Origin of the sequence: Corynebacterium choanae (genome assembly GCF_003813965.1) — a bacterium.
GTDB lineage: Bacteria > Actinomycetota > Actinomycetes > Mycobacteriales > Mycobacteriaceae > Corynebacterium > Corynebacterium choanae.
In genome coordinates this window covers 2,532,785-2,556,798 of record NZ_CP033896.1, presented here as the reverse complement: position 1 = coordinate 2,556,798, position 24,014 = coordinate 2,532,785, and the positions used below count along the sequence as shown (strand labels likewise).

At 57.8% G+C, this 24,014-nt stretch carries 13 protein-coding genes and 4 tRNA genes; 16 read left to right on the top strand and 1 reads right to left on the bottom strand.

Going from position 1 to position 24,014, the window contains the following annotated elements:
• Positions 1-94 precede the first annotated feature (94 nt).
• The 10 genes from CCHOA_RS09235 (at position 95) to rplA (ending at position 9,435) form a co-directional block, all read left to right on the top strand.
• Positions 95-1,141: a polyprenyl synthetase family protein gene (locus CCHOA_RS09235; RefSeq protein WP_123929822.1), complete on the top strand. Its 1,047-nt coding sequence runs from the start codon at positions 95-97 to the stop codon at positions 1,139-1,141.
• Positions 1,142-1,225: 84 nt separating this feature from the next.
• Positions 1,226-1,307: transfer RNA gene (locus tag CCHOA_RS09230), tRNA-Tyr, on the top strand.
• A 714-nt stretch (positions 1,308-2,021) separates the two neighbouring features.
• A tRNA-Thr gene (locus CCHOA_RS09225) sits at positions 2,022-2,094 on the top strand.
• A 44-nt stretch (positions 2,095-2,138) separates the two neighbouring features.
• Positions 2,139-2,210: transfer RNA gene (locus tag CCHOA_RS09220), tRNA-Met, on the top strand.
• A gap of 178 nt (positions 2,211-2,388) precedes the next feature.
• Positions 2,389-2,461: transfer RNA gene (locus CCHOA_RS09215), tRNA-Trp, on the top strand.
• 57 nt (positions 2,462-2,518) lie between these two features.
• On the top strand, positions 2,519-2,863 hold the full coding sequence (gene secE, locus CCHOA_RS09210; RefSeq protein WP_123929819.1) for a preprotein translocase subunit SecE: 345 nt from the start codon (positions 2,519-2,521) through the stop codon (positions 2,861-2,863).
• 268 nt (positions 2,864-3,131) lie between these two features.
• Positions 3,132-4,058, top strand: coding sequence for a transcription termination/antitermination protein NusG (nusG, locus tag CCHOA_RS09205; RefSeq protein ID WP_123931122.1), 927 nt, complete (start codon positions 3,132-3,134; stop codon positions 4,056-4,058).
• Positions 4,059-4,311: 253 nt separating this feature from the next.
• A complete protein-coding gene (locus CCHOA_RS09200; RefSeq protein ID WP_123929816.1) occupies positions 4,312-7,746 on the top strand; it encodes a CshA/CshB family fibrillar adhesin-related protein in 3,435 nt (1,144 codons plus the stop codon).
• A gap of 354 nt (positions 7,747-8,100) precedes the next feature.
• On the top strand, positions 8,101-8,535 hold the full coding sequence (gene rplK / locus CCHOA_RS09195) for a 50S ribosomal protein L11 (RefSeq protein ID WP_123929813.1): 435 nt from the start codon (positions 8,101-8,103) through the stop codon (positions 8,533-8,535).
• A gap of 195 nt (positions 8,536-8,730) precedes the next feature.
• Positions 8,731-9,435 carry a 50S ribosomal protein L1 gene (gene rplA, locus CCHOA_RS09190; protein ID WP_123929811.1) on the top strand — a complete coding sequence of 235 codons (705 nt, stop codon included), beginning with the start codon at positions 8,731-8,733 and terminating at the stop codon, positions 9,433-9,435.
• A gap of 1,158 nt (positions 9,436-10,593) precedes the next feature.
• On the opposite strand, the gene bcp is transcribed toward rplA, so the two are convergent.
• A complete protein-coding gene (gene bcp, locus CCHOA_RS09185) occupies positions 10,594-11,073 on the bottom strand; it encodes a thioredoxin-dependent thiol peroxidase (protein WP_123929809.1) in 480 nt (159 codons plus the stop codon).
• Positions 11,074-11,639: 566 nt separating this feature from the next.
• On the opposite strand from bcp, the gene rplJ reads away from it, so the two are divergent.
• From rplJ to CCHOA_RS09155, 6 genes are all read left to right on the top strand, one after another.
• Positions 11,640-12,158 carry a 50S ribosomal protein L10 gene (gene rplJ, locus CCHOA_RS09180; RefSeq protein WP_123929806.1) on the top strand — a complete coding sequence of 173 codons (519 nt, stop codon included), beginning with the start codon at positions 11,640-11,642 and terminating at the stop codon, positions 12,156-12,158.
• 159 nt (positions 12,159-12,317) lie between these two features.
• Positions 12,318-12,704: a 50S ribosomal protein L7/L12 gene (gene rplL / locus CCHOA_RS09175; protein WP_123929803.1), complete on the top strand. Its 387-nt coding sequence runs from the start codon at positions 12,318-12,320 to the stop codon at positions 12,702-12,704.
• Positions 12,705-13,087: 383 nt separating this feature from the next.
• Complete coding sequence (locus tag CCHOA_RS09170) at positions 13,088-13,798, top strand: hypothetical protein (protein WP_123929801.1); 711 nt, start codon at positions 13,088-13,090, stop codon at positions 13,796-13,798.
• Positions 13,799-14,039: 241 nt separating this feature from the next.
• On the top strand, positions 14,040-15,002 hold the full coding sequence (locus CCHOA_RS09165; RefSeq protein WP_123929798.1) for a porin PorA family protein: 963 nt from the start codon (positions 14,040-14,042) through the stop codon (positions 15,000-15,002).
• A gap of 949 nt (positions 15,003-15,951) precedes the next feature.
• Positions 15,952-19,443: a DNA-directed RNA polymerase subunit beta gene (gene rpoB, locus CCHOA_RS09160; RefSeq protein WP_123929795.1), complete on the top strand. Its 3,492-nt coding sequence runs from the start codon at positions 15,952-15,954 to the stop codon at positions 19,441-19,443.
• 349 nt (positions 19,444-19,792) lie between these two features.
• Positions 19,793-23,800, top strand: coding sequence for a DNA-directed RNA polymerase subunit beta' (locus tag CCHOA_RS09155; protein WP_123931119.1), 4,008 nt, complete (start codon positions 19,793-19,795; stop codon positions 23,798-23,800).
• The last annotated feature ends 214 nt before the right edge of the window (positions 23,801-24,014 follow it).

Here is a 24,014-nt window from a genome sequence, read left to right as displayed (position 1 = left end):
CTTGCCGCAGGCCTAGCTGATGAGGGGCAGTAACACGGTAGATACGACGTTTTTTAGACAACGCTCAACATTCACAGTGAGGTCGACCACGCCAATGACACACGGCCATCTCGCCGGGAGGCAGCAGCAGGCGAACCCGGAGCCGCAGGGTGTACGCCACCCCCACATCGACTTTGGCGACCCACAACTAGCCCAACAAATCGACACCGGTGTGGCGCAGGTGGAAGCCCTCCTGGAAGAGCATGTGCGCGGCCAGGAACCGTTTATCACCGAGAAAACTTCTCATCTTCTGGCGGCGGGCGGCAAACGCTTCCGTCCCATGTTTGCCATGCTCGCCAGCCAATATGGCCCTAATCCAGGATGTGACAAAGTCCTGCAGGCGGCCTGCGTGGTGGAGATGACCCATTTGGCGACGTTGTATCACGACGATGTGATGGACGAAGCAGATAAGCGGCGGGGAGTGATCTCGGCGAATGCCCGCTGGGATAATTCGATTGCGATCTTGGCCGGCGATTATTTGCTGGCACGCGCCTCCCACGTCATGGCCGGCTTGGGGACGGAGACTGTTGCCCACTTTGCCGAAACCTTCGGCCAACTGGTCACTGGGCAAATGCGGGAAACCGTAGGTCCTGGCGAAGGCGACAAAATAGAGCACTATATGCATGTCATCCACGAGAAAACAGGGGTGCTGATCGGCTCAGCCGGCTATTTAGGTGCGCTGCATGCTGGGGCAGATCAAGCAACTACTGCCGCCCTGCAGAAACTGGGTTTTGCTATCGGCACGATTTTCCAAATAGTTGATGACATCATCGATATTTTCTCCGACACCTCCCAGTCGGGGAAGATTCCGGGAACAGATTTACGGGAAGGGATCTTCACCTTGCCGGTGCTCTATGCGCTGCGGGAAGACACCCCGGTTGGGGAGCAGCTGCGGCAAATACTCACCGGACCGGTTACCGACGAACAGCAGGTGGCGACCGTGTTGGAATTGTTGCATCAGTCCACCGGTCGTGAACAGGCGTTGCAAGTCGTTGAGCACAATATGCAGATCGCACAGGAACAATTAGCGAAATTGCCGGCGATCCCAGCCACGCAAGCGCTGCGATCAGTCATGGAATACACCGTTGCGCGAGTCGGCTAAAACCTGGCTTGTCCTGCCGGTTTGCAAAATCCCATGGCGGGCATAGTAGAGTAGGTAACCGCACCGCACAATGTGTGTTGCACCGCCAGGTTGCCCGAGCGGCCAAAGGGAGCGGATTGTAAATCCGTCGGCTTCGCCTACGTAGGTTCGAATCCTTCACCTGGCACAGTACCAAGCCCGGTTGCATCTTTTCCTTAAGAAAAGAAGCAACCGGGCTTTGCTGCGTCTGCAGTCTCTGTGAACCTGTAGGGAATCCATTGCGTTGCAGCGAACGAGCCCGAAACACGCTTGGCACGGTAGGTGGTATCACCGACATGCCAAACCTGTCTCCGGTGCGCCTGGTGAGTGTCTAGGCGAAAAATCGGAAAGGGCGCGTCAAGGAAGGCGTTGGGGGAGTGTCACATCGCCTCTGCGGGGCTGTCGCACGCGAGTTTGTCAGTGTTTGACAGTGAGCCTGCTGCAGCGTCCAACCTTCGAGCCGGGAAGTCACCTGCGTCGAATTTGCACACTATTGCTCTCTGATCGCTGCGTGCTCCTATTCCGGGGTGCAGTGGCCGGTGGGACACGAAGTACTCGCTGTCTGCTCATTGCAAGCCTTGGCGGCGGGCGGCGTCAGTGGCTGTGTTGGCGCACATGCCTCCACTAGCGGCGTTTGCCGGACTTTTTTGAGTGTTTGCGGTTGCTTGCCCGCGAATTTCCTGGCGAAGTGGGCAAGCCACACGACATGTGATCCACCGTATGCTGTTCTTTGCCGTATAAAAGCCCTAAAAAGCGGCCTTGTCCTGCTGATTTGTGTTCATTAACGGTTGTGGGTTAATCTTTTCAAGGCTTCAACGGAAAGCGGTCACCGAAAAGGTGACAGGTTCCAAGTTGCAGCTAGGCCCCCTTAGCTCAGTCGGCAGAGCGTTTCCATGGTAAGGAAAAGGTCGACAGTTCGATTCTGTCAGGGGGCTCTCTTGCTATGATGGCACCGATTCCGGTAGCTTGAATAGCAGATGGCGGTGTAGCTCAGTGGTAGAGCAAACGACTCATAATCGTTGTGTCGAGAGTTCAATTCTCTCCATCGCTACGAGAAACTCAGCGTCGCGACCGCTTCACCGGCGGGCGGCGTTTGTTTCATATCAGACGAGAAAGTCACAGCAGCTTTGGCTGGGTGATGCTGCGATTCGCCGCAAGGTGGAATCGTTTGCTAGAGTGGCTTTCTGGTTTCATTGCTGAGTATCGAGATTCCGCAATGACAACCGCATAGGGGCGTGGCTCAATTGGTAGAGCATCGGTCTCCAAAACCGAAGGTTGCAGGTTCGAGTCCTGTCGCCCCTGCGCATTCTTTTACCGAGTGGGAAATTACGCTGCGAGTAGTTTTCGCAAAGGAGAGCCGTGTCCGACGAACACAACCCTGAGCTTGTGGGTGCTGCGCGCCCAGCTGGTAAGCGCCAGGTCTCCGGTGTATCCACCACTTCCAGCGAAGTGTATGCCGCGAAGAACGCGGTTCCTGCAGCTAATGCAGCTGAAGAGGAAAAAGAAAAGTCGCTGGGTAAACGGGTCGTAGACTACGTGCCCGAGACGGTACAAGAACTGAAAAAAGTAATTTGGCCAACTGGTAAGCAGATGGTGGTGTACACCTCGATTGTGTTCGCCTTCCTTATCGTGCTCACCGCACTGGTTTGGGGTGTTGATACGTTAACCGGTATCGGCGTCGAGAAGGTGCTCACCCCGCGCTAAGCTAGTTGCAGTTTCCACTGTCAGCTGTTTAGAATTTAAAAAACAACATTCCCGCCCTGTTCTTCACTGCAAGAGCACGGCGGGAAAATTTTTGCCCCAGCCTGGTCTACACTGGGCGGTAAAAGTGAGCGTTGCTAAACAACCTGTGAAGTTTGACAGGTGTGCTGCCTTTGCTAGGAAGCCACAGCGATAGGTTGTGGCTGCTGGTAGGTGGCTGCATGGCAACGCTATGAGACGTCCCGGGTTTCGGGTGGAAAGCGATGAATCAATGAGTGACGACAAATCTTTGGACCTCACCGCCAATGACGTCGAGGTGACTGTGGACGAGCAGTCGGTGCAAGACGCAGATGTGGCAATTGCTGCCGCAGATCACCCGGAAGTCGAAGCAGCGCAAGAAGTTGCTGACGAGTTTGCCGCGATCGACGCCGGGGAAGCTGTTGACACTGAGGTTGAGTCGGCGCCTGCTAGCGAAGACGAAGTGTCGAAGGCTGCAGCGGCGCTCGGTGACACTGAAGGTTCCGATGAAGATAAAGCAATGGAAGAGTACAAAACTCGGCTGCGGGCGTTTATGCGGGAGCTTCGTCGCCTGCCGGGCAAGTGGTATATCATCCAGTGCTATTCCGGCTACGAAAATAAGGTGAAAACCAACTTGGACATGCGTGTCCAAACCCTCGAGGTGGAAGATTCCATCTATGACGTGGTTGTGCCAATTGAAGAAGTCATGGAGCTTAAAGACGGCAAGCGGAAGCTAGTCAAGCGCAAGCTGCTGCCTGGCTATGTGCTTGTTCGTATGGAGATCAATGACCGCTCCTGGTCGGTGGTACGGGATACCCCGGGTGTGACTTCTTTTGTCGGCAACGAGGGTCATCCAACCCCAGTGAAGGCACGCGATGTGGCGAAATTCCTCATGCCGCAGGAAACCCCTGCCCAGGAAGGCGAGGAAGCTGCTGCTACCCCGGTGAACAAGTCCGGCGAGCAGGTTGTGGCACAGCCAACAGTGTCCAACCGTGCACCGGTGCAGGTTGATTTTGAGGTTGGCGAAGCGGTGACGATCCTCGACGGTGCGTTTGCTACCGTTCCGGCAACAATCAGCGAAATCGATCCGGCCACCGGCAAGCTGCGGGTGCTGGTGTCGATCTTTGGCCGGGAGACCCCGGTGGATCTCAACTTCGACCAGGTTGAAAAAATCAACTAGTTCCTTGTGGACTATTGGACGCATTCCCTGTGGAATGGGTTGTGCGGCAACTGTCTGCCGCACCGTACACTGACCCACCCCACCTGCTGAACCACGATGTGGCAGCTTCCCTGTTGCAGGGTTGAGCTGCCCTATGTCGAGCAGCGGTGGGGTGTTGTTGTGCGGTGAGCATGACCGGGCACTCCTTGGTGGTGTCGCCGTTTTGGGGGGATTGTGCCGCCGATTGTGCAGTGGGGATGGTTGGATAGAAAGGGTGAAGCGTTCCGCCAGGAGAATCATTGCTAACTCGTGGGCAGTCAACTGTCGACGGTGGTGTGCTGCTGTGGTGTCGGCAGTTCTTGTTACTACCGCGTCACCGGCGGTCGCACCGGCAGCTGTGGTCGCCACCGATACGGCGAGCCTGGTCCACTTAGAGCGTGCCACGGCTGGATATTTAGCCCCACAGATTCATTGGCTTGATTTTGCGGCGTTCAGCGACGATGAGTGGGCGGGGTTGATCCAGGGGCAGCCGCAACAATTGTCGTTTCCGTTGGCTGGCGGGTCGCTAGTGCAGGCCACCTTGTCGCTGGCCGGTACTTCCGATGGGGCACCTATTACTGCGCAATCGGTACCGACGTGGGGTGCATTTGGGGCGATGAGTCCCACCGGTGAGCAGCAGTATCCGCTGGTTGGGGAGCCAGCTGTGGGGATTGCACAAGCTACCGCTAGCCCCTACGAGTTGCGGGTGACGTTGCGTGATCTGGTAGTGAAATTCCCTTCGGGGGCACAAGTCACCCCGGCGGTGGTGGTTGCTGATGCGGAGCAGCTCAGTGATGAAACCGATGTGGTGACGGTGGCTGCAGCTGGCGGTACTGTCACGCGGCTGACGGTGTTGACTGCGCAAGAAGCTGATCCGCAGCAGCAGGGTGCCGCGGCGCATCCGGCTGTGCATCCGTTGGCTTGTAGCGGGGAGGGAACGCCAACGCTGCGTTGCACTGGGGTGGCGGATGCTGGGGCACAGCTGCTGCTCGCCAGCGGCACCACTGAAGTGACGACGACGTTGCAGGCGGCTGGTTCCCCGAACGCGTTAGCGTTTGGGCTGCTGCTTGGAGTGCCAAACGCGACTGTGCAGTGGGATGACTCGGTAGGTTTTGCTGTTAGTGGCAGTGCTGCCGGCAGTGCTCCTGTTGCTAGTGAAATGTTTACCGTGACATTTGGTGAACCGGCTGCTGATATGCTGCCTGCCCCTGGGGAGATGGTGCGTGTCATGGCTACCGGGGACACATCAGCTAGTCGGTTTGGGATCCCGACTGCTGCATGTGCGGCGGTGCAGCTGGATGCGACGGCCCCGGCAGGGGTTCGGCGCAGCCCCCTGCCCGCAACAGTGGATCCGCAGGCGGGTAAGGATGCCACCGCAGGGGCGTGGCTGGTGTCGCAGCCAGCTGGCTCGGCCTTTATCGACTGTGCGGTCACTATCGCCGCCGCCCCACTGGCCACCCCGAATCTTGTCGCGGCCACGTCTGACACTCCGCTGCCAACTGGGGAACACCCGAAAACAACCGGGGTAGTGGTTGCGGGGATTGATCCACGGGCGACCCGGCTGACATTGACAATCACCCCACCGGGATTCTTCGATTCTGCACGGCAAGATACGGGGCAAGAACCGGTGACTGTGGCGTTGCGGCGCACGGTAAACGGTTGGCAGCAAACGGGGAATGCTGCCGAACTGTTTCAGGTACAGGTGAGTAGCCAGACCGCACCATCGGATACCCCACCAGACTCCAGCCCAACCGGTTCCACCCCGCCGACTGCTCCTGCCGCGGCAGAGACACTCCTTTTGGAATTTGTGGGCGATGCATGGACAAGCCTTGATCGGGCAGCGGCAACGGTGCGGGTCGCGGTGGATCCTGCCGATCAACCGGCTGAAGGACTAGCTGATGCGCCGCTCCCCGCGGCACGTACCGTCGACAGTGCAGCGAAGGTGGTGTTGAATACGGCGGTTGATTCTGCTCGACCGTTACAGGCGCCGCAGCAAACCCCGATTGATCGGTTGCCGATCACAGCCAGTGCACGGAATGCGATCATTGCTGCTATTGTCGCTGCCAATCCGCAGCTGCCGGCCGATGTCACATTCACCGTCGATGATGACGGTGCTGTTCAGGTTCACTATCCGGACGGGACGGCGCAATATTTCACCGGCCACCAAACAACCCAGCAACGGCCACTACCGATCCCCGTAATTGACCCGGTGCCCCAATACGGTGCCACCACAGTGGCGGTACACACGGTTGGTACGCAGCCCCTGCAGGCTGGTGATGTGGTCACCGTGGCGGTGGGCACCAGCCGCTATCACACCACCATCCCGGACGATTCCCCCAGCATGCCAATTGTGGTCACTGTGGATCCGCTGCAGGAACTCATGCCAGTCGAGGTGGCGATATCCCGCGGCAATGAATCCGTCACCGGCAGCCCGGTAGTTGTCGCACCCGAAGCGTTGGCACATCTGCGCATCGATCCACCGCCGCACATGGGTGCCCATCAAGTCACTGTGGTTGCCGATCCGCAAACCCCGTTGCGGCTTCACGACGAGATTTTGCTCGACATTGGGCACAACCATTATCGGCATGAAATCATCCAGGCCGATATTGACACTGGTGCAGTGACTTTTGCGGTAGCTCCGCTTGCTGCCGGCAGTGTGCTGCAGCCGGCCATCCGGCGGATAGGTCGCCTACCGCAGCCAGGAATACCGGCCACAATTTCCACGATTGCCCCGCCGTCCCCACGAATTATTACCCGGCCACGGGTGGGCACCGATCGGCTGATGATCACCAGTGCCGGCCGGCAACATTTCGAAGTCGGCGACCGGATCGATCTCACCGTCGGCTCCCGGGTGATCAGCCACCAGGTCAATGCGGAAGAAGCCGCCAGCGGATTTATCGACATTGCCCTTGACCATCCGATGAGCAACGGCATTGTTGCCTATGCGACGGCTTACCGCGACGGGGCGCCCCCGCAGCGCGGCAACCAGGTCGGGGTGCCGCTTGCCATCCCTGACATGCTGGCCACCCCGCGCATTGTCAACCCCGCCCATCCGGCGCTCACCATGCTGCAAGTCACCACCAGTGGACAACCGTTCAACCCTGGTGACACGCTGACCGTGTACACCGGCAACTATCGCTACCAGCACACTGTGCGGGCAACGGAAGCCGCAGACAACCTGGCACAGATCTATCTGCCAGTAGCACTCGTTGTCGGCGACACCATCATTGTGGAAAACTCCCGCCCGCAGCGGACCACCACAACAAGCCACCCAGTTACGGTGGTGCCAACCCCTGCGAATCCCCCCGCCGACCCGGCAAACCCAGTACCCACGAGTCCGCCGCCTCCAACCCCTGACAGTTACCCGCCCCGCCAACCGATACAACCTGATCCGCAGCCAGCCGCCCACAGCTCGACTGGGGTGGGGGTGGTCACCGGTGACACCTTCGCCGAAATTGCGCTTCTGCTCAGCGTGCCACTGCTGGTGACGATCGGCCACTGGCTTGCCACCATCCCATCGAACAATGATCGCCTCCAGCTCCCGCCCCAGCATTGCGGTGCAGCTTCTCAGGAAGCGCTACCAGCACCCGTAATCCCACCGGTGCCACCTGTGATGTCAGCGTTTTGGTCGACCGTCACCTACTGGTCGGGAGTTTGTACACCTCGCTAAACCTGGTATCCTGGCAGATCGTGCCGTGTGCAGCTGGTGGAAGCGCGGAAACGCACTGCCATCATGGTGCATCAACGGTACGGTTATCGCCGGCTTGGCGGTAACTGTAAAACACTTACGTTAACCATCATCCCCGGTGGCCAGGCCACAGCAGTCAGTTGATTGCTGTCATCCCGGCATCCGGACGGTAACTGCCGCAAACACAGCCCTATACACATAGTGACCCGCACAGCAGCCACGATGAACCTTCCCCGGTAAGGGATGGTGTGTCGCGGCAACAGGGTGGTGAATCTTGGCTGGGTTTGCTTCACACAAGGATGCGGTTACCGGTAACCAGGAAAAGGAAACACTTCGATGCCTCCGAAGAAGAAAAAGAAGGTCACAGGCTTAATCAAGCTGCAGATCCAAGCTGGACAGGCTAACCCGGCTCCACCGGTTGGTCCGGCTCTTGGTGCCCATGGTGTCAACATCATGGAATTCTGTAAGGCCTACAACGCTGCAACGGAAAACCAGCGCGGCAACGTTGTGCCAGTGGAAATCACGGTCTATGAAGACCGCTCCTTCGACTTCAAACTGAAGACCCCGCCGGCAGCGAAGCTGCTGCTGAAGGCTGCGGGTATCCCGAAGGGCTCTGGTGTTCCACACACCCAAAAAGTCGGCACCGTCACCATGGATCAGTGCCGTGAAATCGCCCAGACCAAGCTGGAAGACTTGAACGCCAACGACGTTGAAGCAGGTGCACGCATTATTGCTGGTACCGCCCGCTCGATGGGTATTGAGGTCAAGTAAGACTTCACCAATGAGCCGCAGGGATCTGCGGCACATCGTGGGAGGGGTCGCTTTTCACCCACACCACAATTTCCTTGTTATCTCCTGCAGAAGTAACCCGCGCCGACCGCAGTGTCTAGCAACGATGCGGCATTGCGATAGTTGGCGGTGCTGCAGGAGTAACAGCACATTGAAAACAACCGAAGGAAACATACGATGAGCAAGCGTTCGCGCAAGTACCTTGCAGCAGCCGAAAAGGTTGATGCAGGTCGTCTCTACACCCCAATGCAAGCTGCCAAACTGGTGAAGGAAACCTCCTACACCTCCTATGACGGCACCGTCGATGTGGCTATCCGCCTCGGGGTTGACCCTCGCAAAGCTGACCAGCTTGTGCGCGGTACCGTCTCCCTGCCGCACGGCACCGGTAAAGAAGTCCGCGTGATCGTGTTCGCCGCTGGTGAAAAGGCCACCCAGGCTGAAGAAGCTGGCGCTGACATGGTTGGCACCGACGAACTGATCGAAAAGATCCAGGGCGGCTGGACTGACTTCGACGCCGCTATCGCCACCCCGGATCAGATGGCAAAGGTTGGTCGCGTTGCCCGCGTGCTTGGTCCACGTGGCCTCATGCCAAACCCGAAGACCGGTACGGTCACCATGGATGTTGCGAAAGCTGTCCAGGAGATCAAGGGCGGTAAAATCGCCTTCCGTGTCGACAAGGCTGCTAACCTGCACGCTATCCTCGGCAAGGTGTCCTTCGACGCGAAGAAGATCGCTGAAAACTACCAGGCACTCATCGAAGAGCTGCTGCGTCTGAAGCCTTCTTCCTCCAAGGGTTCCTACATCAAGAAGGTTACCTTCGCTGCTACCTCCGGCCCTGGTATTCAGGTTGATCCGAAGGCTGCTGTGAGCGAAGACGAGTAAATCTCAGTTGTAGCATCAAGCACATAGGGCTTTACACAAAGCTCGCGATGATCCCCATCTCCGCCGTATTGGCGAAGGTGGGGATTTTCTTCACCCCAACCAAGATGTATGCGTGCCACGGAGAATACAACCTGCTGCGCTACATGATGCTGAGCTGCGGTTGCAAACCATTGCGACTGCGGTGAACCATCGGTATCCATCCAGCCACCGCGGAAGAGAAAACGCTGCTCGGCACGCTTTTTTCAGGTGGATGCTCGCAAAACTTTCCCCCCTTGCGGCAGTTGATACGAAACGGTGCAACCATGCTGCCCGGGTCAGTATTTTCCGCCGAGACGGCAGGGCTATCAAGAACACACGGTTACCGGCGTGGCCGCAAAAACGTGATGGTGCACCGATCAGCAATGAAACAATGCTGTGGAATGACTTGTTATGGCTGCCAGCAGCGGTGGGACGGCGCATTGTTGCTGCAAGTTTATCTCGGCGCGACAGTGATGGCTGGCGCGGTCGAAACACATGAACTTCCGTGCGGAGCTGCCGCGCAAACGCAACGCTGATCGGCGGATCGGGAGTGCGTCCCAAATCGGGGACTAGGGCTGGCGGGGCAGGGGCTTGTGAGCTCGTGACCGCTGCACGGGTGAAGGGTGCAATCGGATAGCATTTTCAAGCCGCAGGAGGGTGCAAGAACTTCAGGTAGGTCGTGACTTCTCGCTACGCTGCGCGCGAGCCTGAACACTGCAGGCTAGTGTGGCCAGTGCAACTTGTGCCACGGCGTCGCTGCTGCAACTGATGGCAATAGGCAGGTGTTGCATCGTTTGTTGCAACCTGTGCGCCAAGTGTTGCAGAAAATCTGTTTTTCGATCACCGCGAGGGGCTCGCCGGTATGCTGCTCACCGGGTATGCGGGCTTAGGCGACCAGCTGCATTGCGCAGGGCTGACACTGCTTCAGCAACGCCTCCCCATGGATGCAGACGCAAGGTGGAGCCGACTCGCAGCACTGCTCCACTTGGGCGCAGCCAGTGGGCGTTGATGGATAACCGTCAGGGGAACATAGGTGCTTGCCAGCCAGGTTGTTGGTGCGTGGTGGTGCCGGAGGCTGTGCGCAACATTGCAGTGGCGGCACTGTGTGGGCGGTGGAACGCACACCCACCGGAGGTTTTGCTAGCTGCTTAGCTTAAGTGTCTTTGCCAAGCGCTCGACGTGACCTTTGGCTTTCACGTTGTAGAGAGCATGGGACACGGTGCCATCGGCGCCGATAACCACGGTAGAGCGGATAACGCCTTGCACAGTTTTGCCATAGTTTTGCTTTTCGCCAAAGGCACCCCATTGACGCATGGTTTCCTTTGTCGGATCAGAGAGCATGGTAAACGGTAACCCATGGTTGTCGACAAAAGCGGCCAGCTTTTCGGGCTTGTCGGGGCTTACCCCAACGACGAGATAGCCGTCGGCTTGGAAACGGGCGATATTATCGCGAAAGTCGCAGGCCTGCGTGGTGCAACCGGGTGTTTCCGCACGTGGATAGAAGTAGACGATCACCGGCGTTCCCTGGTGCTCGGAGAGGGTGAAGGTGTTCCCGTCGTGGGTGGGCAAGGAAAGTTCGGGGGCGGCATCGCCGACAGCAAGACGAATATTGTCAGACATGACTACTCATCCTAGTCAAGGATGCACATGCTTATGCCCGTGCGCCGCAAACACCGACAGGTGTGCCGGTTCTCAAAGTAAGAGTAAAGGCCTTACTTGGCTGAGTGGAAGTGCAGTGCGCAACGGCGGACTGGGTGGGGTGCAACAACAGGGAGGGGGATCCGGCGAGTCCACCCCAGCTGCTGAAGTTTGCTTTTCTTGCCTGCCTCGTTTATGGTTGCTCGTTGAACTTGTAGGCAGGGAATATTCCCTGCTGTCCAAGATCACCGAAGACCGTCGGTCACCACTCAAGAGACCAGCAATTGGTGGGCAACCGCCAAGGATGTTGCTGATCTCAAGTTTGGTCGAAGGATCTTTCCTTGCTTTTGCAAGCAAGAAAGGCGGCCTACGCAGGAGTTACTTGGCGCATTAGAACCCCACTTTCGTGGAAGAACATGCCCCCGTGCTCTTGCACGGGGTTTTTCGTGTCGTGGGTCGTTGTTACGACGTTCGTTACGCGCGAGTGAAAACCCCGGCGGACAAAGTACACACACGAATTGGTTCAAGGAAGGAGGCGAGGTTCAACCATGGCAAATCCGAAGAATCAACAGTCTTTGGCAGAGCTCAAGGAGCTGTTCGCACAGAACGGCACCGTGCTGCTCACCGAATATCGTGGCCTGTCAGTTGCGCAGATGACGCAGCTGCGTCGCGCACTCGGCGCCGATGTGACCTACGCCGTCGCCAAGAACACCATGATTCGGATCGCGGCTAAGGAATCTGGCGTCGAAGGACTCGACGATCAGCTCACCGGCCCGACCGCAGTGGCGTTCGTCGGTGGCGAAGCTGTAGACGCAGCGAAGGCACTGAAGGAATTTGGCAAAGAGAACAAGGCTTTTGTGATCAAGGGCGGTTACATGGACGGTAACGTCCTGACGCCTGAACAGGTCAGTGCAATCGCCGAGCTGGACAACCGCGAGACCACTCTCGCCAAGCTGGCTGGTGCAATGCAGGGATCGCTTGCCAAGGCTGCCGGTCTGTTCAACGCTCCTGCCTCGCAGGTTGCACGCCTTGCGGCTGCACTGCAGGAAAAGAAGGACGCGGCCTAATACCGTCGCCTGGAACAGCGACCATGCTGTTCCATCCCAAACCCCCCATATACTTTCATCCGCTGCATCGGCGCACACGAGTGTTGCGCGCAAAGAGCATCTTCTGTTTACCGGCTTGAGCCGGCGGCAGCGGATATCACCCACGAAAGGACTGCCACCATGGCTAAGTTCACCAACGATGAACTCATCGAAGCGTTCAAGGAAATGACCCTCATCGAGCTCTCCGAGTTCGTGAAGCTCTTCGAAGAGACCTTCGACGTTACCGCTGCTGCTCCGGTTGCTGCTGTTGCTGCTGCTGCTCCGGGCGCTGCTGGTGCTGCTGAAGAAGAGAAGGACGAATTCGACGTCGTTCTCGAAGACGCTGGCTCCAAGAAGATCGGCGTGATCAAGGTTGTCCGCGAGCTCGTTCCTTCCCTCGGCCTGAAGGAAGCTAAGGAAATGGTTGAAGGCGCTCCTAAGGCTGTTCTGGAAGGTGCTTCCAAGGACGACGCTGAAGCTGCTAAGACCAAGCTGGAAGAAGCTGGCGCTAAGGTTTCCCTCAAGTAATCTGCGCATTCTTTCCGCAGTATTGCCACTGGTGTTGCTAGACAACACAGCGTGCAATACAGTTGCGAAGCTTGTTGCTTTCACCCCAAGTTCTCCTCGGGAGGGCTTGGGGTGTTGCCTTTTTCACCCTGGTTGTTGCAAGGTCTGGGTTGTCGCTTGCTGCTAGCTGCAGCACAGTAGTACTGCCCGGTGGGTGGCTACCATTGGTTTGTATGCGGACGGTGCGTCAGATTGGGCGACGGTCGGGATGAAGCTCGGCGCGTTAGTTGGAACTTCGTCCGGTGGGGGTGGGGAGCAAACTGTGATTTTTGCTTTCCCTTCAGTCATGATGGTGGTAGCTGTTTTCTCGAAGTTTTCCTCGCCGTAGAAGAATTGAGGCTGTTGTGCTTGCAACCCTGTGCCCACCGGTGACGTTCACGGTAGCTGCCGCCGAGATGCCACCTGATCCGTTGGCGCCAGTGCTGTGGTCGGTTGGTGCGCTCCTTGGGGTGATTTTGGTGGCGTTAACCTTCCTCATTTGGGTGGAACAGGGCAAACTCAACTGGACGGAATCCCGGCACGACACAGCAGAAGTCGCCAGCCCAGCATTATTAGCTACGATCGACCGGCAGGTGGAAACGCTCGCAACGGCAGTGTTTGCGCCTGAAGATTTGGCTGCGCGCCGTGCGGCGTTAGATCATATTCGCCCCACCAAACGGTTTAGTCGCCATGTGGAAGGGGTACCGCCGCGCATCGCAGCGGAGGCCTTCGCCCACTATTTGACGGGGATCGCTGATCTTGAGCGCGGCGATGAACAAGCTATACGTCAGGTGGCGGAGGCGTTAGGCAGCGATATTGAGGCTTTTTTAGCTGACCATCCAGACGATAGTCGTCACGATAAGGCGGCGGTGCTCCTCGAGGCCTGTCTGCGGGTTGGGCAACTGCCGGCTGCTGATCGTGCACCACGACTAGCCCACCATGTTTCCGCCTGGCAGCAACTGCTTGGTCCTTCCACAATGTCGGTGCAAGCTGTGGAGGAAGCAGTGCGGGCAACCCCGATGGTGTTTCCCACTCGGGCAGTGCCCGGCTTTGTTCCCTATCTTGCCCGCCAGTAGCCCACTGACCTGGCGAACACTGTTTAAGACTTCATTGCTGCATCCCCATATTGCCCACGTTACCGTCGCGAGACTTGATTGCTGCATCTTCGCAATGGCTGTTGGTATCCGGTGTGCATGGGCAACCCCCTCAGCGGTCGGCGGGCGCGGTATGCGGGCTAGTACATGGTGGTGCCTTCGCTGAAGCGGTGATCGCTTGCCTAATCGTCCCAGAGGTTCCTTGCCCGGTAGACTATGGCGCATGCTTCCTAAATCCCGACTGGTATCGGTGTTTGTTCTCGGCCTGGGCATTGCCATGATTACGGCAGCTGTCCTAGGTGGCGCATTTGTACACCGGGACGCCCGGCTGCCGGCGGCGCAAGAGATCGCAACGTTAGCGATTGTGGATCCTGCCGCGGAAGTAGCGTCGGCAGCAGGTGAGGAGCTTGTCACCAAACCGGTCACGATGCAGCGGCATCTCACTATTGCTGATCCTTTCGCCGCCGATCAGGCCGGTGTTCGGATCGGCTATGCGTGGGTGGCTGACGATGGCGACCCGGCAGGGCTTATCGATGCCAGCATTTGGGGGTATCGCATCAATCGGATCACTGGCCTGCAGATCTCCCCGACAGTGGTCAGTTCGCTGCCGGGAATGCCACCGGCCAAAGTGGAATTGCACGGGTTGACGATCAAATTCCCAGCCGATATTGAACAAACCACAGTGCAATATGTGGATCCGACGCTGCGTGCCACCTTCCCGATGAATCGCACCGATGCCTTTACCCGCGACGGGCGAGATATTGATGTGTGGACGCAGACGATCCCTGATTCGATTGTGGGCGAGTTTTACGCTTCCCCCACCAACACTGGGCAGGTTACCACCGCAGCGGGGGTGACTCGTCCCGTGCTGAAGCACTATGCGGCGAAGCGGGAGCTGCACGTGGATCATCGAACCGGCATCATTATCGCCCAGCGGGAGCAGGTACAGCTGTCCTATGTGACCGTGGACGGCGAGGAACGTTTCCCGACGCTGCGCTTCGACGGGATCAATAGTGACCAGTCACAGCAGGAGCTGCTCGACTTCGCCGCAACCCTCCCCACCGGGGCGGGGTTGCTGGCTATCCGTATTCTGCTGGCTGCCGGCGGTGCGCTTGCCGTGATTCTAGGACTAATCGGGGTGTTTGGATTGTTTGGGCGGAAACAAGCGACGCGCAACTTGCACTAATGTGAGGCCGCGAACCTGCCCAGCGCCCGGCCACCCGGCACAGCCCTGAATTATTAGCCGCTTTTTGCAGTTGAGCTGCAAGTTTCTCTGTCCTGGTCAGGGTGGAAACGGCAGCTGGTGCCTGCTGGGTGGCGGCGGGGAAGTGGACGGGGGAATAACCGATGTGTAATTTAACGGGCGTGGGTTGTCACCGCCGGGCAGCATCCATACGGTAGGGTTGCTTCAGGCAAGCGCACGATAGTCTGTATGCCGCAACGCGGTGTCGCTTGCATCGGTGAGCAATCAGGAGTTGGCCGTGTATCGGGGATGTTCGCTATGCACACAGCACAAGGAAGCTAGGCACACAGCACAAGGGATGCGTGAGGGATTACAGCGTCGTCGCCTGTGCAGGTACCCAGCAGATACTCGCCGCAACGTGCAGGACGCTAACCCGTGCGGGGGCAACAGGGTTTAAGTATTTGACTGGCAGGTGCAGGGGCTATATGCTGCTAGTTTGCGCTGTAATCCCGGTGCGCCCTGCTGAAGGCCAAAGTTGTTGATTGCCCCGTAATGTGATAAAAACCCGCAGGCAATAGCCATTTTTGTAAGACTCTAGTCGACCATGACGGTTGTTGTATGCGGGTGGTTTGTGTGCGGTGTCGGTTGAAGTGAGCATGATGTTTCACTTCGTTTTAGACACCCACCTTCTTGGCATTGTTGCCAAGCCAATATTGCATGAGGTGGCAACCAGTACGCTGGCGAAGTGATACTACTTGCAGTGGGGCGAGTGTTTGTAGAGATCTGCAAGCCTTACCAACGGGATGCGCAGCAGTATGTAGACCACTAATCACTCGCAGCGGTTGTTCGGTGGTTCGTTGCAGGTCGCACTCGCTAGTTTCCTTCGATGACACGATGTTGTCGCCGGTAACCTCATTAGTGTGATTGGCAGGGAACCTTCGCGCCGCCTGAGGTGCTGGAAGGACGCATCTTGGCAGTCTCCCGCCAGACCAAGTCAAAGCACGACATCCCCGGAGCTCCGCATCGGTACTCTTTTGCAAAGATTACCGAGCCGATTGAGGTTCCGGGGCTGCTTGATCTCCAATTAGAATCATTCGCCTGGCTGATCGGCACGCCGGAGTGGCGTGAGAAGCAGCGCGCTGAAAAAGGCGACGACGCCCGCATTACCAGCGGTTTGGAAGATATCTTGGATGAGCTTTCGCCGATCCAAGACTATTCCAATAACATGCAGCTCACGCTGTCTGAGCCGCGGTTCGAGGACGTCAAATACTCGATTGACGAATGTAAAGATAAAGACATTAACTACTCGGCACCGCTGTATGTGACCGCCGAGTTTATTAACAACGAGACCCAAGAGATCAAATCCCAGACGGTCTTCATCGGTGATTTCCCGATGATGACGGACAAGGGCACCTTCATTGTCAACGGCACCGAGCGTGTCGTTGTCTCCCAGTTGGTGCGTTCCCCGGGTGTGTATTTCGATGAGACGATCGATAAGGCGACCGAGCGTCCGCTGCACGCGGTGAAGGTGATTCCGTCGCGTGGTGCTTGGCTGGAATTCGATATCGACCGCCGCGACACCGTCGGTGTGCGTATCGACCGGAAACGTCGCCAGCCGGTGACGGTGCTGCTCAAGGCGTTGGGTTGGACGACCGAGCAGATTAAGGAACGCTTCGGGTTCTCCCCAATTTTGATGTCGACCCTGGAAGATGACGGGGTTGCCAACACCGATGAGGCGTTGCTGGAGATTTACCGCAAGCAGCGCCCAGGTGAGCAGCCGACCCGTGATCTGGCACAGTCGCTGCTGGATAACTCCTTCTTTAAAGCCAAGCGTTATGACTTGGCGAAGGTTGGCCGCTATAAGATCAACCGCAAGCTGGGCTTGGGGGGCGATCATGACGGTTTGATGACCCTCACTGAGGAAGATATCGCTACCACTATTGAATATTTGGTGCGTCTGCACGATGGTGAAACCGAGATGGTTTCGCCTGCAGGGGTGACCATTCCGGTGGAAACCGACGATATTGACCACTTTGGTAATCGTCGTCTGCGCACGGTTGGTGAGTTGATTCAAAACCAGGTGCGAGTCGGTCTGTCCCGTATGGAGCGGGTTGTTCGCGAGCGGATGACCACCCAGGATGCTGAGTCGATCACTCCTACCTCCTTGATCAACGTGCGTCCGGTGTCGGCGGCTATCCGTGAATTCTTTGGTACGTCGCAGCTGTCGCAGTTTATGGATCAAAACAACTCCCTGTCGGGGTTGACCCACAAGCGTCGTCTTTCCGCGCTGGGTCCTGGTGGTTTGTCTCGTGAACGTGCCGGTATTGAGGTGCGTGACGTGCACCCGTCGCACTATGGCCGTATGTGCCCGATTGAAACCCCAGAAGGGCCAAACATTGGTCTGATCGGTTCGCTGTCGAGCTATGCTCGGGTCAATGCCTTCGGGTTCATTGAAACGCCGTATCGTCGCGTGGAGAATCGTCAGCTCACTGACCAGATTGACTATCTCACTGCTGACGAGGAAGATCGGCACATTGTTGCACAGGCGAATACGCCGTACGACAAGGATGGTCACATCACCGAGGATCGGGTTGTTGTCCGGATGAAGGGCGGCAACATTGAGGTGGTTGACGCCTCCCGCATCGACTATATGGATATCTCTCCGCGCCAGATGGTGTCGGTGGGTACCGCGATGATTCCGTTCCTCGAGCACGACGACGCGAACCGTGCCCTCATGGGTGCGAATATGCAGAAGCAGGCTGTGCCGCTGGTGCGCTCCGAGTCGCCCTATGTGGGTACCGGTATGGAGTTGCGTGCCGCCTATGATGCCGGCGACATGATTATCTCGAAGTTTGCCGGTGCGGTGGAGGATGTTTCCGCTGACAAGATCACCATCATGGGTGATGAGGGCAAGCGGGAAACCTATCAGCTGCGCAAGTTTGAACGTACCAACCAGGGCACCTGCTACAACCAGGTTCCGCTGGTGGAGATCGGGCAGCGGGTTGAGGCCGGCCAGGTCATCGCGGATGGTCCGGGTACGAAAGACGGCGAAATGGCGCTGGGTCGCAACCTGCTCGTGGCGTTTATGCCATGGGAAGGCCACAACTATGAGGACGCTATTATCCTCAACCAGCGGCTGGTCGAAGAAGATATTTTGACCTCGATTCATATCGAAGAGCACGAAATCGATGCTCGCGATACGAAGCTTGGTGCTGAAGAGATCACCCGGGAGATCCCGAACGTTTCCGAAGAGGTGCTCAAAGACCTCGACGAGCGCGGTATTGTGCGTATCGGCGCGGATGTGCGTGACGGCGATATTCTCGTCGGTAAGGTCACCCCGAAGGGTGAAACAGAGCTCACCCCAGAAGAGCGTCTGCTGCGCGCAATTTTCGGCGAGAAGTCCCGCGAAGTGCGTGACACCTCGATGAAGGTGCCGCACGGTGAAACCGGCAAGGTGATCGGGGTGCGTCGCTTTACCCGCGACGAGGATGATCTGCCAGCTGGCGTCAACGAGATGATCCGGGTCTATGTGGCGCAGAAGCGCAAGATCCAAGACGGTGACAAGCTCGCTGGCCGCCACGGTAACAAGGGTGTGGTCGGTAAGATCCTGCCGCAGGAAGATATGCCGTTCCTGCCGGACGGTACTCCGGTGGACATTATTTTGAACACCCACGGTGTGCCGCGTCGTATGAATATCGGCCAGGTGTTGGAGACTCACTTGGGCTGGCTGGCTGCGGCTGGTTGGCATGTCGATCCGGCTGTGGCGGAAAACGCCAAGCTGATCGAAACCCTCCCCGAAGAGCTCTACGATGTGCCGGCCGGTTCGCTGACCGCCACCCCGGTGTTCGACGGTGCCTCCAATGAAGAGCTGGCTGGCCTGTTGGCGAATTCGCTGCCGAACCGGGACGGCGATGTCATGGTCAACGCTGACGGTAAAGCCACGTTGATGGATGGTCGTTCCGGCGAGCCGTTCCCCTTCCCGGTGTCGGTTGGCTACATGTACATCCTGAAGCTGCACCACCTGGTCGATGAGAAGATTCACGCCCGTTCAACTGGTCCGTACTCGATGATCACCCAGCAGCCGCTTGGTGGTAAAGCCCAGTTCGGTGGCCAGCGTTTCGGCGAGATGGAGGTGTGGGCAATGCAGGCTTATGGCGCTGCCTACACCCTGCAGGAGCTGCTCACCATCAAGTCCGACGACGTGGTTGGTCGTGTGAAGGTCTATGAGGCGATCGTCAAGGGTGAAAACATCCCGGATCCGGGTATTCCGGAATCGTTTAAGGTGCTGCTGAAAGAATTGCAGTCGCTGTGTCTCAACGTGGAAGTGCTTTCAGCTGACGGCACGCCAATGGAGTTGGGCACGGATGAAGATGACTACGATCAGGGCGCGTCGATGGGGATTAACCTTTCCCGCGATGAGCGCGCTGACACAGATATCGCTTAACACTGTGGCTGCTGCCCCTTAACAGGGATCGGTGTCCTTGCAACGCAAGGCGGAACACTCCCTCGGTTCGAGGACACCACTCCCGGGTGGCGGGCAAGCGAACACCAGGCGATATTTGTCGCTGTTTCAACCTCAAGTTGTTTTCAATATTGCTGAAAAACCTTCGGTTTTAAGAAATGATGCTTTCCCCAGCACAGCTGCCAGCACGAGAGAATCTCTCCCGTGCATAGGTAACAGTTCGCTGGGTGGAAGCACCGATACTCCCGTATCACGGATGCTGCCGCAACAATGTGTTTGCGCACACTATGCGGCAGCGCAGTGAACACGGGGGAAGGGAATGTACACTACTGTGCTCGACGTCAACTTCTTCGACGCACTCCGGATTGGCCTGGCCACCGCGGACGATATTCGCCGCTGGTCGAAAGGCGAAGTGAAAAAGCCGGAGACCATCAACTACCGTACTTTGAAGCCGGAAAAGGACGGTCTGTTCTGTGAACGGATCTTCGGTCCTACCCGCGACTGGGAATGTGCCTGTGGCCGCTACAAGCGGGTGCGCTATAAGGGCATTATTTGTGAACGCTGTGGTGTGGAAGTCACCAAGTCGAAGGTGCGCCGTGAGCGGATGGGCCATATTGAGCTTGCCGCCCCGGTAACCCATATCTGGTACTTCAAGGGTGTGCCCTCCCGGTTGGGGTATCTGCTGGATTTGGCTCCGAAGGATCTTGACCGGATCATCTACTTCTCGGCGAACATTATTACCAGTGTTGACGAGGAAGCCCGCCACAATGATCTGACGACTCTGGAAGCAGAAATGCTGCTGGAGAAGAAGGATGTGGAGGCTGAGGCGGAAAACCAGATCGCCGAGCGTGCCCAGAAACTCGAGCAGGATTTAGCCGAGTTGGAGGCCGCCGGGGCGAAAGCTGACGCCCGCCGCAAGGTGCAAAATGCTGCCGAGAAAGAAATGCAGCATATTCGGGAGCGTGCCGGTCGGGAGATTGACCGTCTGGACGAGGTGTGGAACACCTTCGTCAACCTGGCACCGAAGCAGATGATCCCCGATGAGACGATCTACGCTGAGCTTATTGACCGCTACGAGGATTATTTCACCGGCGGTATGGGTGCGGAAGCAATCCAGACGCTCATTAAGAACTTTGACCTCGATGCGGAAGCGGAAGAGCTGCGCCGGGTCATCCGGGAAGGTCGTGCCGGGCAGCGGAAAACCCGTGCCCTGAAGCGGCTGAAGGTGGTGGCTGCATTCCAGCGGTCGGAAAACCAGCCTGAAGCTATGGTGCTGGATTGTATTCCGGTGATCCCGCCAGAGCTGCGTCCGATGGTGCAGCTTGACGGTGGTCGTTTTGCGACCTCGGACTTGAACGATCTGTATCGTCGCGTTATCAACCGCAATAACCGTCTCAAGCGGATGATTGATCTCGGCGCCCCGGAGATCATTGTTAATAACGAAAAGCGCATGCTGCAGGAAGCAGTGGACGCGCTGTTTGACAATGGTCGTCGTGGCCGTCCGGTGACCGGTCCTGGTAACCGCAGCCTGAAGTCGCTGTCGGATCTGCTCAAGGGTAAGCAGGGTCGTTTCCGTCAGAACCTGCTCGGTAAGCGTGTCGACTATTCTGGCCGTTCGGTGATTATTGTCGGCCCGCAGCTGCGGCTGCACGAATGTGGTTTGCCGAAGCTGATGGCCCTCGAGCTGTTCAAGCCTTTCGTGATGAAGGGCTTGGTGCAAAAAGCTGCTGCACAGAATATTAAGTCCGCCAAGCGGATGGTGGAACGTCACCATCCTGAGGTGTGGTCGGTGCTGGAAGAAGTGATCTCCCAGCATCCGGTGATGCTCAACCGTGCACCTACCCTGCACCGCCTGGGTATTCAGGCTTTCGAGCCGGTGCTGGTGGAAGGTAAAGCGATCCAGCTGCACCCGCTGGCCTGCGAAGCGTTCAACGCCGACTTCGACGGTGACCAGATGGCAGTCCACCTGCCGCTTAGCGCCGAAGCGCAGGCTGAAGCCCGTATTTTGATGCTGGCTTCGAATAATATTCTGTCGCCTGCTTCCGGTAAGCCGCTGGCGATGCCACGTCTGGACATGGTCACTGGGTTGTACTTCCTCACCTTGGAAAAGCAGCCTGATGAGGTTGGTGGCCAGGGTGCCTACCAGCCGGCAACCGACACCGCCCCTGCCCAAGGCGTGTACTCGTCTGTTGCTGAGGCAATCATGGCCTATGACCGGGGTGTGCTTGGTTTGCAAGCCCCGATTAAGGTGCGGATCTCGCATCTGCGCCCACCTGCAGAGATCGAGGCAGAGCTGTTTGAGCATGGCTGGCAGCGCGGCCAAACCTGGCTGGCGTCGACCACCTTGGGTCGGATCATGTTTAATGATCTGCTGCCGTGGAACTATCCATATCTGGAAGGTGTGATGGTCCGTAAGGGCGGTGGCACCGACAAGATCATGCTCGGCGATGTCATTAACGATCTCGCTGCCCGCTATCCGATGATCACCGTGGCACAAACCATGGACAAGATGAAGGATGCCGGCTTCTATTGGGCAACCCGTTCCGGTGTGACGATCTCTATGTCGGACGTGCTCGTGCTGCCGAACAAGTCGGAGATCTTGGACGAGTATGAGGCGGAAGCCCGGGCGATTGAACGCAAGTACTACCAGGAGGGCAAGCTCACCAAGCAGGAGCGCTACGACCGTCTGGTGGAACTGTGGAAGAACGCCACCGACAAGGTCGGTAAGGCTGTGGAAGACCTGTATCCGGATGACAACCCGATTCCGATGATCGTGAAGTCTGGTGCGGCCGGTAACATGCGTCAGATCTGGACGCTGGCCGGTATGAAGGGCATGGTTGTGAACTCGAAGGGTGACTACATCACCCGCCCGATTAAGACCTCCTTCCGGGAAGGCCTGTCGGTGCTCGAGTACTTCAACAACTCGCACGGTTCCCGTAAGGGTCTGGCCGATACGGCGCTGCGTACCGCCGACTCGGGTTACCTCACCCGTCGTCTGGTCGACGTCGCGCAGGATGTTATTGTCCGCGAGGAGGACTGCGAAACCCGCCAGGGTGTCAAGGTGCCAGTCGCGGTACCGGTACAAGATGCCAGCGGGGTCACCGTCGGCTACCGTCGCCACGACCTTATTGAAACCTCAGTGCATGGTCGGGTGCTGGCAGTTGACTACACCAACAGCGACGGTGAAGTGGTGCTTGCCGCTGGTACCGAGCTGGGTGAAGAAGAAGTCGATGTGCTGGTCAAGGCCGGTGCGGAGACGGTGAAGCTGCGCAGTGTGCTCACCTGTCAGACTGCTACGGGTGTGTGCGCGAAGTGCTACGGCCGCTCCATGGCAACCGGTAAGCAGGTTGATATCGGCGAAGCTGTCGGTATTGTGGCCGCCCAGTCCATTGGTGAGCCGGGTACCCAGCTGACCATGCGTACCTTCCACCAGGGTGGTGTCGGTGGTGACATTACCGGTGGTCTGCCGCGTGTGCAGGAACTCTTCGAAGCTCGTGTGCCGAAGAACAAGGCACCGATCGCCTCTGTTCCGGGCACGGTGAAGCTGGAAGATGAAGGCAACTTCTGGACGCTGACTATCACCCCTGATGATGGTGGCGACGATGTTGTCTACGAGAAGCTGTCGAAGCGGCAGGGTCTGGCGATGAAACGGGTGCCGATGGAATCCAACCCGGAGGCCATGATCGAACGGCATCTGCAAGACGGCGACCATGTGGAACTTGGTGAACGGCTGCTGCGCGGCCCTGCTGATCCGCATGACGTGCTGGAAATTCAAGGCCGTCGCGGTGTGGAACAGCACCTCATCGACGAAGTGCAGGCCGTGTACCGGGCACAGGGTGTGGCGATTCACGACAAGCACATCGAAATCATTATCCGCCAGATGCTGCGGCGCGGTACCGTCATCGAATCCGGTTCCACCGAGTTCCTGCCGGGCACGTTGGTCGATTTGGCTGTCGCTAAGCAGGCCAATGCGGAAGCCCGCAAGGCTGGTTTGGAGATCGCCGAGCTTCGCAGCGAGATCATGGGTATCACCAAGGCATCGCTGGCAACCGAGTCGTGGCTGTCGGCGGCCTCCTTCCAGGAGACCACCCGCGTGCTTACCGATGCGGCGATTAACCGCCGCTCGGATCAGCTCATTGGTCTGAAGGAAAACGTCATCATCGGTAAGCTGATCCCAGCCGGTACTGGTATCTCCCAGTATCGCAACATTATGGTCAAGCCCACCGAGCGTGCCCGCAACGCCTCCTACACGGTGCCATCGTTCGGTGACTCGGTCTACGGTGATGATTTCACCCACGACTTCACCGGGGCTGCGGTGCCGTTGGATGACTACAGCTAGCACAGCCACACACCGCATCATTCGCCCGCGGTGGGGGCATTGCACCTCCACCGCGGACGGTGCGATTGCTGGCAATAACCAATAACTGCATCACATCCCACCCGGGGCGGCAGGTCGAACACTATTCGACGTGCCGCCCCGGGTGGTTTTTTATGTCCTGCACCACCAGGGTGGCGGGCGCTATCACCCACCACCAATATCACCGGCGATAAGT

What these genes read in the sequence shown, in the direction of transcription:
- CCHOA_RS09235 (WP_123929822.1), top strand. Translation starts at nt 95, where the DNA reads ATGACACACGGCCATCTCGCCGGGAGGCAGCAGCAGGCGAACCCGGAG.
- nusG (WP_123931122.1), top strand. Translation starts at nt 3,132, where the DNA reads ATGAGTGACGACAAATCTTTGGACCTCACCGCCAATGACGTCGAGGTG.
- rplK (WP_123929813.1), top strand. Translation starts at nt 8,101, where the DNA reads ATGCCTCCGAAGAAGAAAAAGAAGGTCACAGGCTTAATCAAGCTGCAG.
- rplA (WP_123929811.1), top strand. Translation starts at nt 8,731, where the DNA reads ATGAGCAAGCGTTCGCGCAAGTACCTTGCAGCAGCCGAAAAGGTTGAT.
- bcp (WP_123929809.1), bottom strand. Translation starts at nt 11,073, where the DNA reads ATGTCTGACAATATTCGTCTTGCTGTCGGCGATGCCGCCCCCGAACTT.
- rplJ (WP_123929806.1), top strand. Translation starts at nt 11,640, where the DNA reads ATGGCAAATCCGAAGAATCAACAGTCTTTGGCAGAGCTCAAGGAGCTG.
- rplL (WP_123929803.1), top strand. Translation starts at nt 12,318, where the DNA reads ATGGCTAAGTTCACCAACGATGAACTCATCGAAGCGTTCAAGGAAATG.
- CCHOA_RS09165 (WP_123929798.1), top strand. Translation starts at nt 14,040, where the DNA reads ATGCTTCCTAAATCCCGACTGGTATCGGTGTTTGTTCTCGGCCTGGGC.